The organism is Streptomyces sp. WM6372, assembly GCF_001279655.1.
Lineage (GTDB): Bacteria > Actinomycetota > Actinomycetes > Streptomycetales > Streptomycetaceae > Streptomyces.
The window spans coordinates 17,932-34,242 of record NZ_LGDB01000036.1 but is presented as its reverse complement, the minus strand read 5'-3'; the positions used below and the strand labels follow the sequence as shown (position 1 = coordinate 34,242).

Genomic DNA, 16,311 nt, shown 5'->3' with positions numbered 1-16,311 from the left:
TTTCCGCAGACTACGACGACGGGCCCCATGAACCAAGAGGACTACGCCCCCGAAGAAGCGTACGAAGCCGATGGCCCCGGCCACGGTGCCGGCGAGGACGCCGACGACGACGCGGAGGCCACCCGGCGTGACGCCGACGACGCGGAGAGCAGCCGGGCCAGCCGGGGCTGGTGGGACCGCAACGCCGACGAGTACCAGAGCGAGCACGGGGCCTTCCTCGGCGACGACCGCTTCGTCTGGGGGCCGGAGGGCCTCGACGAGGCGGACGCCGCGCTGCTCGGCCCCGCGGACTCCCTGAAGGACAAGGACGTCCTGGAGATCGGCGCCGGCGCCGCCCAGTGCTCGCGCTGGCTGGCCGCCCGGGGCGCCCGCCCCGTCGCCCTCGACCTCTCCCACCGCCAGCTCCAGCACGCCCTGCGCATCGGCGACGGCATCCCCCTCGTCGAGGCCGACGCCGGAAGGCTGCCCTTCCGCGACGGCTCCTTCGACCTGGCCTGTTCCGCCTACGGGGCCGTCCCCTTCGTCGCCGACCCCGTGAACGTCATGCGCGAGGTGCACCGCGTCCTGCGCCCCGGCGGCCGCTGGGTCTTCTCCGTCACCCACCCCATCCGCTGGGCCTTCCCCGACGAGCCCGGCCCGGAGGGGCTGTCGATCGCCGCCTCCTACTTCGACCGGACCCCGTACGTCGAGCAGGACGAGCAGGGCCGCGCCGTCTACGTGGAGCACCACCGCACCCTCGGAGACCGGGTCCGGGACGTGGTGGCGGGCGGGTTCCGCCTGGTCGACCTCGTGGAGCCGGAGTGGCCCGCGTGGAACACCCAGGAGTGGGGCGGCTGGTCCCCGCTGCGCGGCAACCTGATCCCCGGCACCGCGATCTTCGTCTGCGAGCGCCCCTGACGTGATCCGTACCGCCGACCTCGACGCCCTTCCCGTACGGGAGGCCCTGCCCGCGCTGGTCTCCGCGCTGGACGCCCACGGCACGGCGGTGCTCTGCGCGCCGCCCGGCACCGGCAAGACCACGCTGGTGCCGCTGGTGCTGGCGGGGCTGGTGGGGGGTGGGCCGCGCCGCAAGGTGATCGTCGCCGAGCCCCGGCGGATCGCCGCCCGGGCGGCGGCGCGGCGGATGGCCTGGCTGCTGGGCGAGCAGGCCGGCGGCTCGGTGGGCTTCACGGTGCGCGGCGAGCGGGTGGCGGGGCCGGACACGGTGGTCGAGGTCGTGACCACCGGCGTACTGCTCCAGCGGCTCCAGCGGGACCAGGAGCTCGCCGGGGTCGACGTGGTGGTCCTGGACGAGTGCCACGAGCGGCACCTCGACGCGGACACCGTCGCCGCGTTCCTGCTGGACGTACGGGAAACCCTGCGCCCGGAGCTGCGGCTCGTGGCGGCTTCGGCGACGACCGATGCCGCGGGCTGGGCGCACGTCCTCGGCCAAGGGCGTCCCGGGGGCGCGCCGGTGGTGGAGGCCGCGGGGGTCTCGTACCCGGTGGAGACGGTCTGGGCCCCGCCGCCCCGGCCGGTGCGGCCCCCGCACGGCATGCGGGTGGACCCCGCGCAGCTCGCGCACGTGGCCTCGGTGGTGCGGCGGGCGCTGGCGGAGCGTTCCGGTGACGTGCTGTGCTTCCTCCCGGGCGTCGGGGAGATCGCCCGGGTGGCCGGGCAGCTGGCCGGAGTGGAGGCGGAGGTCCTCCAGCTCCACGGACGCGCCCCGGCGGCGGTGCAGGACGCGGCGCTGTCCGCCCAGTCGCGCCGCCGGGTGATCCTCTCCACCGCGGTGGCGGAGTCCAGCCTGACCGTGCCGGGGGTACGGGTGGTCGTGGACTGCGGACTGGCCCGCGAACCCCGGGTGGACCACGCGCGGGGGCTGGGCGCGCTGGCGACCGTACGGGCGTCCCGCGCGGCCGGGCGCCAGCGGGCGGGCCGGGCCGGGCGCGAGGCGCCGGGGGCGGTGTACCGCTGCTGGTCGCAGGCGGAGGACGGCCGCCTCCCGGCGTTCCCCTCCCCCGAGATCCGGATCGCGGACCTGGCGCAGTTCGCGCTCCAGGCGGCGTGCTGGGGCGATCCGGACGCGTCCGGGCTGGCTCTGCTTGACCCGCCGCCGGCCGGGGCGATGGCCGCGGCGCGGGAGGTGCTGGCCGCGGTGGGCGCGGTGGATCCGGCGGGCCGGGTCACCCCGCGCGGTCAGCGGATGGCCCGGCTCGGGCTGCACCCGCGCATGGCCCGCGCCCTGCTGGACGGCTCCGCCGCGCTGGGCCCCCGCCGGGCGGCGGAGATCGTCGCCCTGCTGAGCGAGGAGCCGCCGCGGGAGTACGGGGACGACCTCGCCGCCGCCTGGCGTCGGGCCCGCGCGGGCGGCGACGCGTACGCCGCGCGCTGGCGGGCGGAGGCCAAGCGGCTGGAACGCGCAGCGGGCGCAGCCGAAACCGGGGCTTCGCCCCGGACCCCTTCGGGGGCTGCGCCTGCTGTGCAGCCCGCCCGGCGTTTGAGGGCCGGGTCCGGGCAGAGCCCGGTTTCGGGAAGGGGCGGGGCGGGGGAAGAAGCGCTTTCCGACGACGCCGCCGGGCTCGTCGCGGCCCTCGCGTTCCCGGAGCGCGTCGCCAAGGCCAAGGGCCAGGGCGCCTTCCTCATGGCCAACGGCACGGGAGCCGAGCTCGCCGACGGGTCGGCGCTGCGCAGTGCGCCGTGGGTGGCCGTCGCCGTCGCCGACCGGGGGCCGCATTCCGCCTCCGCCCGGGTCCGGCTGGCCGCCGTCATCGACGAGGACACCGCCCGCGGCGCGGCCCGGCACCTGCTCACCTCCGGCGAGGAGGTCCGCTGGGAGGACGGCGACCTCGTCGCCCGCGCCGCCGAGCGGCTCGGGGCGATCGCGCTGGCCGTCCGCCCGCTCAAGAACCCCGACCCGGAGCTCGTCCGGGCCGCCCTGCTCGACGGCCTGCGCGACGACGGGCTCGGCCTGCTGCGCTGGAGCGCCGACGCGCGGGCGCTCCGGGACCGGCTCGGCTTCCTGCACCGCACGCTCGGCGGCGGCTGGCCCGACGTACAGGACGACGAAGCCCTGCTGGAGCGCGCCGACGACTGGCTGGAGCCCGAGCTGTCCCGGGCCCGGCGCCGCGCCGATCTCGGGCGGATCGACGCCGGGCAGGCGCTGAACCGGCTGCTGCCCTGGGCCACCGGTGAGGCCGCCCGTCTCGACGAGCTGGCCCCGGAGCGGATCGAGGTGCCCAGCGGCTCCCGGATCCGGGTGGACTACTCCGCCGAGCACGGGCAGCCGGTCCTCGCCGTGAAGCTGCAGGAGCTGTTCGGGCTGGCCGAGACCCCGAAGGTGGCCGGGGTGCCCGTACTGGTGCACCTGCTGTCCCCGGCCGGACGGCCCGCCGCCGTCACCGCCGACCTGGCCTCCTTCTGGCAGGGCGGCTACCGCGCGGTGCGCGCCGAGCTCCGCGGCCGCTACCCCAAGCACCCCTGGCCGGAGGATCCGGCGACCGCCGAGCCCACCCGGCACACGAACGCCCGGCTCAGGCGACAGCAGTGAGCCTCGTGGTGAGCCCCTCCCCGTCCGCCGCCCCGCCGCGGCGGCCGCGGGCCTCCAGCCACAGCGCCAGCCCGAGCAGGACGAGGGCGCCGGCCGCCAGTCCGATCGGGGCGTACGTGTGCAGGGCGAGGACCTTCGTGCGGTTCGACGTGACCAGGTCGACGGTGTAGGCGGCGTAGTCCTCGCGCATCTTCACGTGCCCGGCGAAGACGGTGAGCCTGCCGTCGGGCGCGCCGGCCGCGATGCCGCCGCGCATCTCCTGCTCGATGACCTGCTCGGCGTTGACGGGCGCCCCGGTCACGGGGTCGACCCAGAACATCGCCTTGGCCTGGTACCAGAGGCTGGTGCCGGTGCTCTGCTCGAAGGTCTTCGGGTCGATGCCCTCGATCGGCATCTTCTTCGGCAGGGCGACCTTGGTCCACGGCAGGGTCTGCTCGTAGTAGTAGACGTCCATCCCCCGGTACGTGCGCGGGCCGACGTAATGGATGGGCGAGGCGGTGCGGGTCTGCGCGTCGAAGTAGAGGTAGTCGCGCGGCTCGGTGAAGAACGGCCACTTGAACTCGATGCCCTCGCGTTTGACCGGGTCGCCGTCGACCATCTCGCCGGTGGCGTGCACCGGGTCCTGGCTGTGGGCGTCGAAGACGTAGCGCTCGGGGATCTGGGAGACCATCTTCCCGTCCGGGCCCATGATGTAGGTGAGGGTGTCCCAGACGACGACGTCCTTGCCGGCGCTCGCCTCGATCTCCTTCGACGCCTCGACGTTGCCCTTCAGGGTCTGGACGATGGTGACCTTGTCCACCTTCTTGGGCTGCATGCCGGCGGTGTAGTCGAGGAGGGTCGCGTCCTTCGCCTCCAGGACCATCTCCTGGTACTGGCTCGGCGGGATCTTGGCGAGCCTGGGGTACGCGTACCAGCGCAGCAGCGGTGCGAGGGCGGCGAGGAACACGGCGAAGGCGAGCAGGACGAGGCTGGCGGTACGTCTCAAGGCCGGGCCTCCTCTACTGTCCGGGCGCGCTGGGCGCGGTGGTGAGCAGGGGCTTGGGCGAGGTCTTGCCTTCGGGCGCCCCGAACGCCGTGATGGCGAACACGAGGGCCAGCGCGGCGGCAAGCCCGATGGCGGCGGCGAGGAGTGCGCGCATGCCGGGGCCTCCGGAATCTGATGGGACGTCAGGGCGGAGCCCGCACCGTAGCAACGCGGGGCGGAGATGAGAACCGTCTGGACCCCGGATCACGGGGTGGCGTTGGTCCGAATTACCTATGGTCAGGCGTGTTGTGACGCAACGTGACGTCTTCCGGGATCCCAAGGGTCAAGCTCCCCCTGGCATCTCAGTGGAGTTCCCCCCGGAGTCGAGGAGCACGCAGATGAGTACCGAGAAGACGACGGGGGCGCGACCGGATCCGCGCACCCGTCGCTCCCGATGGATGGCCGGCGGCGCGATCGCCCCGCTCGCGCTGCTCCTGGCGGCCGGGCTGACCGTGCCGAACGCACTGGCGGCCCAGGACGCGGGCGGGCGGGTGAGCGCGTACGGCCCCGCTGGCGGCGGCGGAAAGTGCGGGAAGGACCCCCGTACGGGCAAGGAGCGGGCGGACTGCCGGAAGGACCCGCGCCAGGACCCGCGGGGCGGCCCGAAGGGTCCCCCCGGCCCCAGCGGCCCGCCCGGGGACCCCGGCCCGCCCGGCCTTCCGGGACCGAGCGGCCCGCCAGGACAACCGGGTACGGTCGGCCCCAGCGGCCCGGCCGGTCCCAGTGGGCCGCCCGGCCTTCCGGGACCCAGCGGCCCGCCAGGACAACCGGGTACGGTCGGCCCCAGCGGCCCGGCCGGTCCCAGTGGTCTCCCTGGTCCCAGTGGCCCGGCCGGTCCCAGTGGCCCCCCTGGTCCCAGCGGCCCGCCCGGCCCCACGATCGACGTCGGCGCGAGCATCCAGAGCAACAGCGATCAGACCATCCCGGACGACACCCTCACGCGGATCCAGTTCAACAGCGCCGTCTACAACACGGGCATGACGTTCGACGCGATGAACTCGGCCCTGGTGGTCAACACAGCGGGGCGCTACCTGGTCACGGGACAGATCCTCCTGGGGTACACCCCTAATCCGACGGGGACTCGGGCCCTGACACTCGACGTCAACGACGTCGGACGCGCGCTCGACGAGCAGGACACTGCGGACCTCCCGGGCACCGGACACGCCTCGCAGTCCGCGTCCGCGATCCTGCGGTTGGCCGTGGGCGACCGAATCTCGCTCAGCGTCCGCCAAACCACCGGCAACCCAGCCACCTCACGGGTCGAGTTCGGAGCCCTGAGCACGGCCGTGGCTCCGCGACTCACCGCGGAGTTGCTCGTCCCGGCGCCGTAACCGGCGCCGACCGCCCACGCCCGACGGCCCGACGGTTCTCCGTCGGGCCGTCGGGCGAGCGCGCCCTGGCTACGTAGCCTTGGTCCCGCTGCTGGGGGCCGGTGAAGCACCCGGGGACGCCTTGCGCGTGGCCGTGGGGCTCGGGGTGGGCGCAGGGGTCGGCCGCGCGCTCGCCGTCGGAGTCGGAGTCGGAGTGGGCGTCGGACTCGGAGTCGGTGTGGGGCTCGGAGTCGGCGTGGGACTCGGAGTCGGAGTCGGGGTCGGCGTGGGGGTGGGTGTGGGCGTCGGTGTCGGGGTGGGTTTCGGGTCCGGCGTCGGGGACGGGGTGGGCGTCGGCACCGGCGTCGGCGTCGGCGTCGGGCTCGGGGACGGCGTGGGCGTCGGGCTCGGCTTCGGCGTCGGCTTGGGCGGCACCGGGGGCTGGTCCGCGCCCGCGTTCGGGACCTCGTGCGTGCCCTGGAGGTAGTACGTGAACCAGGACTTCACCGTCCGCAGGTACTCCGCGGACTGGTTGTACGAGAGCACCGCGCGGTCCAGGTCAGCGGGTACGCGCAGGTCACGGGTGCCCGCGCAGAGGTAGCGGCCGGCCGCCAGGGCGGCGTCGTACACGTTGTTCGGGTTGCGGCGGCCGTCGCCGTCCGCGTCCTGGCCCCAGGCCGCCCAGGTGGACGGGATGAACTGCATCGGGCCGACCGCCCGGTCGTACGCGGCGTCCCCGTCGTACTCCCCGCCGTCCGTGTCCCGGATGTTCGCGAAGCCGTTGCCGTCGAGTACGGGGCCCAGGATCGGCCGCAGCGTGGTTCCGGCGCCGTCCACGCGGCCGCCGCGGGCCTGCCCGGACTCGACCTTGCCGATCGCCGCGAGCAGTTGCCAGCGCAGTCCGCAGCCGGGGTCGGTCTGCCCCACCTTCTGCTCGGCCAGCCGGTACGCCGCCAGGACCGTCGCCGGGACGCCCTGCGCGCCTTCCCCGCCGCCCATGGCCACCGGTTCGTTGTGCGGCGCCACCGCCTCGCCGGCCGGCTGGGGCGGCTGCGCGGCCGGGGCCTCCTGCGGCAGCCCGGCCGCCGGGGGCGGGAGTTCGGTGAGGAACTCGGAGTCCCCGCCGGATGCGGACGGCTGGGACGGCTGCACGGGCGGGGCGTTCTCGGTGTCCGCCGCGGATATTCGCTCCCCCGGCGGGGCTTGGGACGCCGTGAGCGCTGCGGCGACGAGCGCGCAGACCAGGACCGCGGCCCCACCCCTGCGCAGCCTGCTTCCGATCCGAGCCGACATGAGCCGGGTCCCCTCCCCCTCGACGTCGGCGTGACCTTACGTCAACTCCCTTCAACCTGCACCGATCGGCGCCCGGAATTCACCACTTCCCCACCTGCCGGGCGGCTCACGCATACTGACCGGGACCGTTCGGGGCGCATTGGCCCGAAGTAAGGAAGAGATGTCATGCCGTTCACCCTCAGCCACGCGGCCGCCGTCCTGCCGGCCGTCCGCAGGACGGGCCGAGCCCGCGGACCGCTGGTCGCGTCGGCGCTCGTCCTCGGGTCGTTCGCGCCCGACACCTTCTACTTCGCGGACGCCGTCGTCCCGGGCGTCTGGCAGTACGGCGCGCTCGCGCACTCGCTGCCCGGGGTGTTCACCGCGGACGCCGTGCTGACCGCCGTACTCGCGGCCTGCTGGCTGCTGCTGCGCGAACCGCTGGTCGCGCTCCTGCCGCGCCGCCGCCAGGGCCGGATGCACGCCTTCGTACGGGGAGAGGACTGGCGCAGCCGCGGCCCGGTCCCGGTCGCGCTGTGGTTCTACGTCTGCGCCGTCATCGGCTCCCTCACGCACGTGGTCTGGGACAGCTTCACGCACCCGCACCGGTGGGGGACGGACGCGCTGCCCGTGCTCGGCGAGCCCTTCGCGAACGGGCTCCCCCTCTATACGTACGTGCAGTACGGGACCTCGGCGGTCGCCGCCTGCGCCCTGCTCTGGTTCACGGCGACCGCCGTGCGGCGGCTGCCCGACTCCCCCGCCCCCGCGGCCGTACCGGTGCTCGGGCGGGCGGAGCTGCTGGGCGCGGTCGCGCTGGTCGCGCTGTGCGTGGCCGTCGGGGTGACGCTGCGCGTGCTGCGCTTCTTCACGTTCTTCGACCGGATCCGCACCCCGCTCGACATCATCCCGACCGTCTGCTTCGGCGCGGGCGGCGGGCTCGCCGTGGGCCTGCTGCTGTACGGGGTCCTCGTACGGTTCCTGCACCGCCGCGAGCCGTCGTCCCGTACGGACGAGGAAACGCGGACGCCCGTCCCCGCCGCATAGCGGGGACGGGCGTCCGGCGATCCTGCCTCAGTGCGCGGCCGACTCCCAGTCGGCGCCGACGCCCACCGACACGTCCAGCGGGGCGCGGAGCTCCACGGCGGCGCCCATCTCGCGGCGCACCAGCTCCTCGACCTTCTTCCGCTCGCCCGGGGCGATCTCCAGCACGATTTCGTCGTGGACCTGGAGCAGCATCCGCGACTTCAGGCCGGCCTCGGTGATCGCCTTGTCCACGCGCAGCATGGCCACCTTGACGATGTCGGCCGCGGTGCCCTGGATCGGGGCGTTCAGCGCCATCCGCTCGGCGGCCTCGCGGCGCTGGCGGTTGTCGCTGTTGAGGTCGGGCAGGTAGCGGCGGCGGCCGAAGACCGTCGCCGTGTAGCCGGTGGCCCGGGCCTCCTCGACCACGCGGCCCAGGTAGTCCCGGACCCCGCCGAACCGCTCGAAGAAGGTCTCCATCAGACCGCGCGCCTCGGCGGGCTCGATGTTCAGCTGCTGGGCCAGACCGAAGGCGGAGAGCCCGTACGCGAGCCCGTACGACATCGCCTTGATCTTGCGCCGCATCTCGGCGTCGACCTCGGAGCGCTCCACGCCGAACACCTGGGAGGCGACGGTGGTGTGCAGGTCCTCGCCGGACAGGAACGCCTCGATCAGGCCCTCGTCCTCGGAGAGGTGCGCCATGACGCGCAGCTCGATCTGGCTGTAGTCCGCGGTCATGAGGGATTCGAAGCCCTCGCCGACGACGAAGCCGCGGCGGATGGCCCGGCCCTCGTCGGTGCGCACCGGCACGTTCTGCAGGTTGGGGTCGGTGGAGGACAGGCGTCCGGTCGCGGCGACCGTCTGACTGAAGCTGGTGTGCACCCGGCCGTCGGCGGCGATCGTCTTGACGAGGCCCTCGACGGTGACGCGCAGCTTGGCCTGCTCCCGGTGGCGCAGCATGATCACCGGCAGTTCGTGGTCGGTCTGCGTGGCCAGCCAGGCCAGCGCGTCCGCGTCCGTGGTGTAGCCGGTCTTGGTCTTCTTCGTCTTCGGCAGGTCCAGCTCGCCGAAGAAGACCTCCTGGAGCTGCTTGGGCGAGCCGAGGTTGAACTCGTGCCCGACCGCCGCGTGCGCCTCCTTCACCGCCTGCTGCACGGCTCCGGCGAACTGCTGCTCCATGGCCTCCAGGTGGTCGCGGTCGGCGGCGATGCCCGCCCGCTCCATCCGGGCCAGCAGTTCCGAGGTGGGCAGCTCCATGTCGTGGAGCAGCTCGGCGGCGCCGACCTCGGCGAGCTTGCCGGTGAAGGCCTCGCCGAGGTCGAGGACGGCGCGGGCCTGCGCCATCAGCGCCTCCGCCTCGGCGGTCTCGTCGGCGCCGAAGGCGAGCTGGCCGTCGGCCGCGGCGGGCTGGAGCTCGCGGTGCAGGTATTCGTTGGACAGCACGTCCAGCGCGAAGGAGCGGCGGCCCGGCTTGACCAGGTACGCGGCGAGCGCGGTGTCCATGGTGACGCCGGCCAGGCTCCAGCCGTGCTCGGGGAAGACCCGCATCAGGCCCTTGGCGTTGTGCACCACCTTGGGCTTCGCGGCATCGGCGGCCCAGGCCGCGAAGGCCCGCTCGTCGGCCTCGTCCAGCTCGGACGGCTCGAACCAGGCGGCGGCCCCGCCGGCCGCGGCCAGCGCGATCTCGCTCACATTGCCCTGGCCCAGCGCCCAGCTGTCCACGGTGGAGATGCCGAGCGGCTCGCCGGCGCGGGCCGCCAGCCACGGCGCCAGCTCGCCCGCGCCCAGCACGCTCGCGTCCAGCTCCACGCCGGCGGCCGGAGCCGGGGCGGGCTCCTCGGCGGCGCCCGGGTCCACCGCCAGCAGCCGCTCGCGCAGCGAGGCGTTGCGGATCTCCAGCACGTCCAGCACGCCCGTGACGGCGGAGCGGTCGTACGGCACACGGGCCAGGTCGCCCGCGGCCTTGGGCAGCTCGACGTCCTTGACCATCTCGGTCAGGATCCGGTTCAGCTTGACGGACTCCAGGTGGTCCCTGAAGTTCTGCCCGGCCTTGCCCTTGACCTCCTCGGCGCGCTCGACCAGCTCCGCGAACGACCCGAACTGGGTGATCCACTTCGCGGCGGTCTTCTCGCCGACGCCCGGGATGCCGGGCAGGTTGTCCGACGGGTCGCCGCGCAGCGCCGCGAAGTCCGGGTACTGCTGCGGGGTGAGCCCGTACTTCTCCTCGACCTTCTCCGGGGTGAACCGGGTCAGCTCGGAGACGCCCTTGGTCGGGTACAGCACGGTGGTGTGCTCGGAGACGAGCTGGAAGGAGTCCCGGTCGCCCGTGACGATCAGGACCTCGAAGCCGAGGGCCTCCGCCTGCGTCGCCAGCGTGGCGATCACGTCGTCGGCCTCGAAGCCGTCGACGGCGAACCGCGGCACCTTCATCGCGTCCAGGAGCTCGCCGATCAGCTCGACCTGCCCCTTGAACTCGTCGGGGGTCTTGGAGCGGTTCGCCTTGTACTCGGGGAACTCCGTCGAGCGCCACGTCTTGCGCGAGACGTCGAACGCCACCGCGAAGTGCGTGGGCGCCTCGTCGCGCAGCGTGTTCGCCAGCATCGACGCGAAGCCGTAGATGGCGTTCGTCGGCTGCCCGGTCGCCGTCGTGAAGTTCTCCGCGGGCAGCGCGAAGAACGCCCGGTACGCCAGGGAGTGCCCGTCCATGAGCATCAGGCGGGGGCGGTCCGCTGCGGTCGTCTGGTCGGTCTTCTTCGATGCGTTCTCTGCCACGCCCCCGATCCTAGGCGGCCCCGCTGACAATTCCGGCGTCGGAGATGTCCGCAGGGCGTGACAGGATCGGACGTCTACGCGAATACCCACAGCGGCCGACGCCGCGATGCTCGACTGCTCAAAGGGGAGCGACATGGCCGCCAAGCCGCCCGCAGGTGATCCCGCACAGCACGCGCCGCAGGTGGCGCCCCCCAAGCGTGCCGCCGCCGGCCTGCCCGCGATCGGGCACACCCTGCGGATAGCGCAGCAGCAGATGGGCGTCGCCCGTACCGCACGCACCCTGCTCAAGGTCAACCAGAAGGACGGCTTCGACTGCCCGGGCTGCGCCTGGCCCGAGGGAGACAAGCGGCACACCGCCGAGTTCTGCGAGAACGGTGCCAAGGCCGTCGCCGAGGAGGCCACGCTGCGCCGGGTCACCCCGGACTTCTTCGCCGAGCACTCCCTGGCCGACCTCGCCGACCGCTCCGGGTACTGGCTGGGGCAGCAGGGCCGCATCACCGAGCCGATGTACCTGCCCGAAGGCGCCGACCGGTACCAGGCCGTCTCCTGGGAGCGGGCCTTCGAGATCATCGCCGAGGAGCTGCGCGCCCTCGACTCCCCCGACGAGGCCCTCTTCTACACCTCGGGCCGCACCAGCAACGAGGCCGCGTTCCTCTTCCAGCTCTTCGCCCGCGAGTTCGGCACCAACAACCTGCCCGACTGCTCCAACATGTGCCACGAGTCCTCGGGTTCCGCGCTGAACGAGACCATCGGCATCGGCAAGGGCAGCGTCTCCCTCGAAGACCTCCACCAGGCCGACCTGATCATCGTCGCCGGACAGAACCCGGGCACCAACCACCCGCGCATGCTCTCCGCCCTGGAGAAGGCCAAGTCCGCCGGCGCGAAGATCATCTCGGTGAACCCGCTGCCCGAGGCCGGCCTGGAGCGGTTCAAGAACCCCCAGACCCCGATCGGCATGCTCAAGGGCACCGCCCTCAACGACCTCTTCCTCCAGATCCGCATCGGCGGCGACCAGGCCCTCTTCCGCCTCCTCAACAAGCTCGTCATCGAGACCGGGGGCGCCACGGACGAGGCCTTCATCCGCGAGCACACCCACGGCTACGAGGAGCTGGCGGCCGCCGCCGCGGAGGCCGACTGGGCCGGGACCCTCACCGCGACCGGCCTCACCCGCCCCGAGATCGAGCGGGCGCTGGCCATGATCCTGGCCTCGGAGCGCACCATCGTCTGCTGGGCCATGGGCCTCACCCAGCACAAGCACTCCGTCGCCACCATCCGCGAGGTCGTCAACCTGCTCCTGCTGCGCGGCAACATCGGCCGCCCCGGCGCCGGCGTCTGCCCCGTCCGCGGCCACTCCAACGTCCAGGGCGACCGCACCATGGGGATCTTCGAACGTCCCGCGCCCGCCTTCCTCGACTCACTCGACCGCGAATTTCAGATCACCTCGCCGCGCGGCCACGGCTACGACGTCGTCCGCTCCATCGAGGCCCTGCGCGACGGCAAGGCCAAGGTCCTCTTCGCCATGGGCGGCAACTTCGTCGGCGCCACCCCCGACACCGACGTCACCGAGGCCGCGATCCGCCGCGCCTCGCTGACCGTCCACGTCTCCACGAAGCTCAACCGCTCCCACGCGGTGACCGGCCGGCGCGCCCTGATCCTGCCCACCCTCGGCCGTACCGACAAGGACGTCCAGGCCTCCGGCAAGCAGTTCGTCACCGTCGAGGACTCGATGGGCATGGTCCACGCCTCCCGCGGCAACCTCCCCCCGGCCTCCCCGCACCTGCTCTCCGAGCCCGCGATCGTCGCCCGCATGGCCCGCGCCGTCCTCGGCGCCGCCTCCGCCACCCCGTGGGAGGAGTTCGAGCGGGACTACGCGGCCATCCGCGAGCGGATCTCCCGGGTGATCCCCGGCTTCGAGGACTTCAACGCCCGCGCGGCCCGCCCCGAGGGCTTCCGCCTCCCGCACGCCCCGCGCGACGAGCGCCGCTTCCCCACCAAGACCGGCAAGGCGAACTTCACCGCCGCGCCCGTCGAGTACCCGAAGGTCCCCGAGGGCCGGCTGCTCCTGCAGACCCTGCGCAGCCACGACCAGTACAACACCACCATCTACGGCCTCGACGACCGCTACCGCGGGATCACCGGCGGCCGCCGCGTCGTCATGGTCCACCCCGAGGACGCGGCGGAGCTGGGGCTCGCGGACGGCTCGTACGCGGACCTGGTCAGCGAGTGGAGGGACGGCGTCGAGCGGCGCGCGCCCGGTTTCCGCGTCGTGCACTACCCGACCGCCCGCGGCTGCGCGGCCGCGTACTACCCCGAGACGAACGTGCTGGTCCCGCTCGATTCCACCGCGGACACCAGCAACACCCCCGCGAGCAAGTCCGTCGTCGTGCGCTTCGAACCGGCCTGATAGAACGACCTCAGGACAAGATGGTTAACGAGCGTTGACACACGAACGGAGCCTGCCCATGGGCGAGCAGCACGCTGTGAAGTTCCCGCAGGAGGTCCTCGACGAGTACGCGGCCCTGGGCATCGACCTGCCCGCGCTGTTCTCGGCGGGCGACCTCGGCGAGCGGATGGACGTCCGCATCCTCGAAGCCTCGGCCGAGCGGGTCGTCGGCACCATGCCGGTCGAGGGCAACACCCAGCCCTACGGGCTGCTGCACGGCGGTGCCTCCGCCGTCCTGGCCGAGACCCTCGGCTCGGTCGGCGCGATGATGCACGGCGGCATCACCAAGGTCGCCGTCGGCGTGGACCTGAACTGCACCCACCACCGGGGCGCGCGCTCCGGCCTGGTCACCGGCGTCGCCACCCCCGTACACCGCGGCCGCTCCACCGCCACGTACGAGATCGTCATCAGCGACGAGCAGGACCGGCGGGTGTGCACCGCCCGCCTGACCTGCCTGCTGCGCGACGCGGACCCCGCCGCCGGGGCCTGACCCCCGCCCGCGACGAGCCCCGCAGGCCCGGATCCCGCCCCGTTCGAGGGGCGGGATCCGGGCCTGCGGCGCGTACGGGCCCGGGAACCGCCCGGAATCCGCCAGTCCGCACCCAGCCCCGCGACGACTGTTGTGTCACCGAAGGTGACGGCCTACCTTCCCTTCATGGGGACCCAGCCACGCACCGCGGCCCGCTGCGGTGCCGCCGCACTCCTGGCGGCACTCGCCCTGACCGGATGCTCCACATCCGCCCCACCCGCCCCACGGACCACTCCAACGCCCGTTTCCAGCCCCTCCTCGCCCGCCCAGATCTGCACAAGTCTGGTGTCCTACTGGGCGAAGGAGACCCTCAAGGGCAGCAAGTGGGCCGGGCTCGACTGGGAGCAGAAGGGCCTGTCCAACGACCAGTACACGATCCACGAGGAAGCCGTCGCCGCAGGCCGCGCCGAGGAGCGAACTGCCGGTCTGGACAAGGCACTTGAACTCGTCGACCGGTTCGTGGCGCAGCGCTGCGGTGAACAGAACGGGGCAACCTGGAGCTCCGAGAACTGGCGGCCCCCGAGTCCGCCCGGGTGACCGGAATCCCGCGCGCGCTGTCCGACTTCCGGGCGCCCGGCGGCGTGGACCCGATCCGCAGGTCGGAAGCCCTGCGCCTCCCGGATCAAGATCGATCCGCCCGAAGTGGATCAAGGGGAGAAATTACCCTCAGTAATGGCGACGCCCTACTGAATCCCGCTTTTCCCCTGCGGAATGCCACCCGCCGGATTCTTCCGGGCACAGTCAGCGACATTCGGCCCCTTTTGATCAATGACAGGAGCATGAACCCCTCAAGCCCCTTAGGGAAACAGGGAATTCTCACCATGCGGACATTCTCCGAAGTGGCCAAACGTCCGAATTGTCCGCACTCCCGCCACACATTCTTGGCCTCGGCATAACAAGACAGTCACATCATCCTTTCCCTGCTCCCCGCACTCGCCACCTCGGCCTAGAGTCACGGCCAGTCACCGCGCCGCAGGGCGCAACCCAGCACGGCCGTGGACATCCCAGTGCGGCCCGGCGACCCAACGGCACCTCATATGAGGGGGCCGCGCCAGGGAAAGGAAGAATCGTGCGACACCGTTCTTTGCTCGTCCTCACCACCGTGATCACCACGGGAGCACTGACCCTCACCGCCTGCGGATCGCGCGATGAGGCCAAGACCGGCGGGGACAAGGCCGACGGCGCCAAGACCGTCGTCGTCATCGGCGTTGACGCCCCCCTCACCGGCTCGCTCTCCGCGCTCGGCCAGGGCATCAAGAACTCGGTCGACCTCGCGGCCAAGACGGCCAACAAGAACAACGAGGTCCCCGGCATCGAGTTCAAGGTCGAAGCCCTCGACGACCAGGCGGTCCCCGCCTCCGGCCAGGCCAACGCCACCAAGCTCGTCGGCAACAAGGACGTCGTCGGCGTGGTCGGCCCGCTGAACTCCGGCGTCGCCCAGCAGATGCAGGGCGTCTTCGCCTCCGCCAACCTGGCGCAGGTCTCCCCCGCCAACACCAACCCCGCGCTCAGCCAGGGCGACAACTGGGGCAAGGGCGAGTTCAAGCGCCCCTTCAAGACCTACTTCCGCACCGCCGCCACCGACGTGGTCCAGGGCAAGTTCGCCGCCCAGTACCTCTTCAAGGACGCCGGCAAGAAGAAGGTCTTCGTCGTCGACGACAAGCAGACCTACGGCGCCGGCCTCGCCGCGATCTTCTCCGACGAGTTCAAGAAGCTCGGCGGCGAGGTCGTCGGCACCGACCACGTCACCGTGAAGGAGACCGACTTCTCCTCCACCGCCGACAAGGTCAAGGCCTCCGGCGCCGACTCCGTCTACTTCGGCGGCCAGTACCCCGAGGGCGGCCTCCTCGCCGACCAGATCAAGAAGGCCGGAGCCAACATCCCGCTCATGGGCGGCGACGGCATCCAGGACCCCGCCTTCATCACCGCCTCCGGCGAGGCCAACGAGGGCGACCTCTCCACCTCGATCGGCTACCCGGTCGAGAAGCTGCCCACCGCCAAGACCTTCATCGCCGACTACCAGGCCGGCGGCTACAAGGACCCCTACGCGGCTTACGGCGGCTACTCCTACGACGCCGGCTGGTCCGTCGTCCAGGCCGTCAAGGCCGTCGTCGCCGCCAACGGCGGCAAGCTGCCGAGCGACGCCCGCGCCAAGGTCGTCGAGGCCCTCGGCAAGGTGTCCTTCGAGGGCGTGACCGGCAAGGTCGCCTTCGACGAGTACGGCGACACCACCAACAAGCAGCTCACGGTCTACAAGGTCGAGGGCGGCAAGTGGATCGACGTCAAGAGCGACACGTTCAACCAGTAATCCCGTAGGACCCCGCTCCACCAGCCTCACCTGAACCACACCACCGCGCGAGGGCGCAACAGCGCCCTCGCGCGGAGTCTTATCCGACACGCTCATCGGAGGCCCTG

General features: G+C 72.6%; 12 protein-coding genes. 8 read left to right on the top strand and 4 right to left on the bottom strand.

What is annotated here, in order from left to right; all coding sequences use genetic code 11:
- Nucleotides 1–27: 27 nt before the first annotated feature.
- Nucleotides 28–897, top strand: coding sequence for a class I SAM-dependent methyltransferase (locus tag ADK52_RS05210; protein WP_053688599.1), 870 nt, complete (start codon nucleotides 28–30; stop codon nucleotides 895–897).
- A gap of 1 nt (nucleotide 898) precedes the next feature.
- A complete protein-coding gene (gene hrpB, locus ADK52_RS05205; protein ID WP_053688598.1) occupies nucleotides 899–3,529 on the top strand; it encodes an ATP-dependent helicase HrpB in 2,631 nt (876 codons plus the stop codon).
- Here hrpB and ADK52_RS05200 read toward each other — a convergent pair.
- Entirely contained in the window at nucleotides 3,513–4,514 is a 1,002-nt protein-coding gene (locus tag ADK52_RS05200; RefSeq protein WP_053688597.1) for a DUF3068 domain-containing protein, read from the bottom strand. The genes hrpB and ADK52_RS05200 overlap by 17 nt on opposite strands.
- A gap of 13 nt (nucleotides 4,515–4,527) precedes the next feature.
- Nucleotides 4,528–4,668 carry an SPW_0924 family protein gene (locus ADK52_RS41145; RefSeq protein ID WP_107089976.1) on the bottom strand — a complete coding sequence of 47 codons (141 nt, stop codon included), beginning with the start codon at nucleotides 4,666–4,668 and terminating at the stop codon, nucleotides 4,528–4,530.
- Between the two features lie 223 nt (nucleotides 4,669–4,891).
- Here ADK52_RS41145 and ADK52_RS43375 point away from each other — a divergent pair, with 223 nt between their 5' ends.
- The gene (locus ADK52_RS43375) at nucleotides 4,892–5,884 is read left to right on the top strand and encodes a hypothetical protein (RefSeq protein WP_159045844.1); all 993 of its coding nucleotides are present in this window, start codon (nucleotides 4,892–4,894) and stop codon (nucleotides 5,882–5,884) included.
- Nucleotides 5,885–5,953: 69 nt separating this feature from the next.
- Here the strand turns inward: ADK52_RS43375 and ADK52_RS05190 are convergent, their stop codons facing one another.
- The gene (locus ADK52_RS05190; RefSeq protein WP_053688595.1) at nucleotides 5,954–7,156 is read right to left on the bottom strand and encodes a lytic transglycosylase domain-containing protein; all 1,203 of its coding nucleotides are present in this window, start codon (nucleotides 7,154–7,156) and stop codon (nucleotides 5,954–5,956) included.
- A gap of 165 nt (nucleotides 7,157–7,321) precedes the next feature.
- Here ADK52_RS05190 and ADK52_RS05185 point away from each other — a divergent pair, with 165 nt between their 5' ends.
- On the top strand, nucleotides 7,322–8,176 hold the full coding sequence (locus ADK52_RS05185) for a DUF4184 family protein (RefSeq protein WP_053688594.1): 855 nt from the start codon (nucleotides 7,322–7,324) through the stop codon (nucleotides 8,174–8,176).
- Nucleotides 8,177–8,203: 27 nt separating this feature from the next.
- On the opposite strand, the gene polA is transcribed toward ADK52_RS05185, so the two are convergent.
- Complete coding sequence (gene polA / locus ADK52_RS05180; RefSeq protein WP_053688593.1) at nucleotides 8,204–10,924, bottom strand: DNA polymerase I; 2,721 nt, start codon at nucleotides 10,922–10,924, stop codon at nucleotides 8,204–8,206.
- Nucleotides 10,925–11,057: 133 nt separating this feature from the next.
- On the opposite strand from polA, the gene ADK52_RS05175 reads away from it, so the two are divergent.
- The 4 genes from ADK52_RS05175 (at nucleotide 11,058) to ADK52_RS05160 (ending at nucleotide 16,204) form a co-directional block, all read left to right on the top strand.
- Nucleotides 11,058–13,328: an FdhF/YdeP family oxidoreductase gene (locus tag ADK52_RS05175; RefSeq protein ID WP_053688592.1), complete on the top strand. Its 2,271-nt coding sequence runs from the start codon at nucleotides 11,058–11,060 to the stop codon at nucleotides 13,326–13,328.
- Between the two features lie 58 nt (nucleotides 13,329–13,386).
- Nucleotides 13,387–13,857: a PaaI family thioesterase gene (locus tag ADK52_RS05170; RefSeq protein WP_053688591.1), complete on the top strand. Its 471-nt coding sequence runs from the start codon at nucleotides 13,387–13,389 to the stop codon at nucleotides 13,855–13,857.
- Nucleotides 13,858–14,022: 165 nt separating this feature from the next.
- Entirely contained in the window at nucleotides 14,023–14,433 is a 411-nt protein-coding gene (locus tag ADK52_RS05165) for a hypothetical protein (protein WP_053688662.1), read from the top strand.
- A gap of 532 nt (nucleotides 14,434–14,965) precedes the next feature.
- Nucleotides 14,966–16,204 carry a branched-chain amino acid ABC transporter substrate-binding protein gene (locus ADK52_RS05160; RefSeq protein ID WP_053688590.1) on the top strand — a complete coding sequence of 413 codons (1,239 nt, stop codon included), beginning with the start codon at nucleotides 14,966–14,968 and terminating at the stop codon, nucleotides 16,202–16,204.
- Nucleotides 16,205–16,311 lie beyond the last annotated feature (107 nt).

Excerpts from the sequence above, each read along its gene's own strand:
- ADK52_RS05210 (WP_053688599.1), top strand. The coding sequence starts at position 28 with ATGAACCAAGAGGACTACGCCCCCGAAGAAGCGTACGAAGCCGATGGC.
- ADK52_RS41145 (WP_107089976.1), bottom strand. The coding sequence starts at position 4,668 with ATGCGCGCACTCCTCGCCGCCGCCATCGGGCTTGCCGCCGCGCTGGCC.
- ADK52_RS43375 (WP_159045844.1), top strand. The coding sequence starts at position 4,892 with ATGAGTACCGAGAAGACGACGGGGGCGCGACCGGATCCGCGCACCCGT.
- ADK52_RS05190 (WP_053688595.1), bottom strand. The coding sequence starts at position 7,156 with ATGTCGGCTCGGATCGGAAGCAGGCTGCGCAGGGGTGGGGCCGCGGTC.
- ADK52_RS05185 (WP_053688594.1), top strand. The coding sequence starts at position 7,322 with ATGCCGTTCACCCTCAGCCACGCGGCCGCCGTCCTGCCGGCCGTCCGC.
- ADK52_RS05175 (WP_053688592.1), top strand. The coding sequence starts at position 11,058 with ATGGCCGCCAAGCCGCCCGCAGGTGATCCCGCACAGCACGCGCCGCAG.
- ADK52_RS05170 (WP_053688591.1), top strand. The coding sequence starts at position 13,387 with ATGGGCGAGCAGCACGCTGTGAAGTTCCCGCAGGAGGTCCTCGACGAG.
- ADK52_RS05165 (WP_053688662.1), top strand. The coding sequence starts at position 14,023 with ATGGGGACCCAGCCACGCACCGCGGCCCGCTGCGGTGCCGCCGCACTC.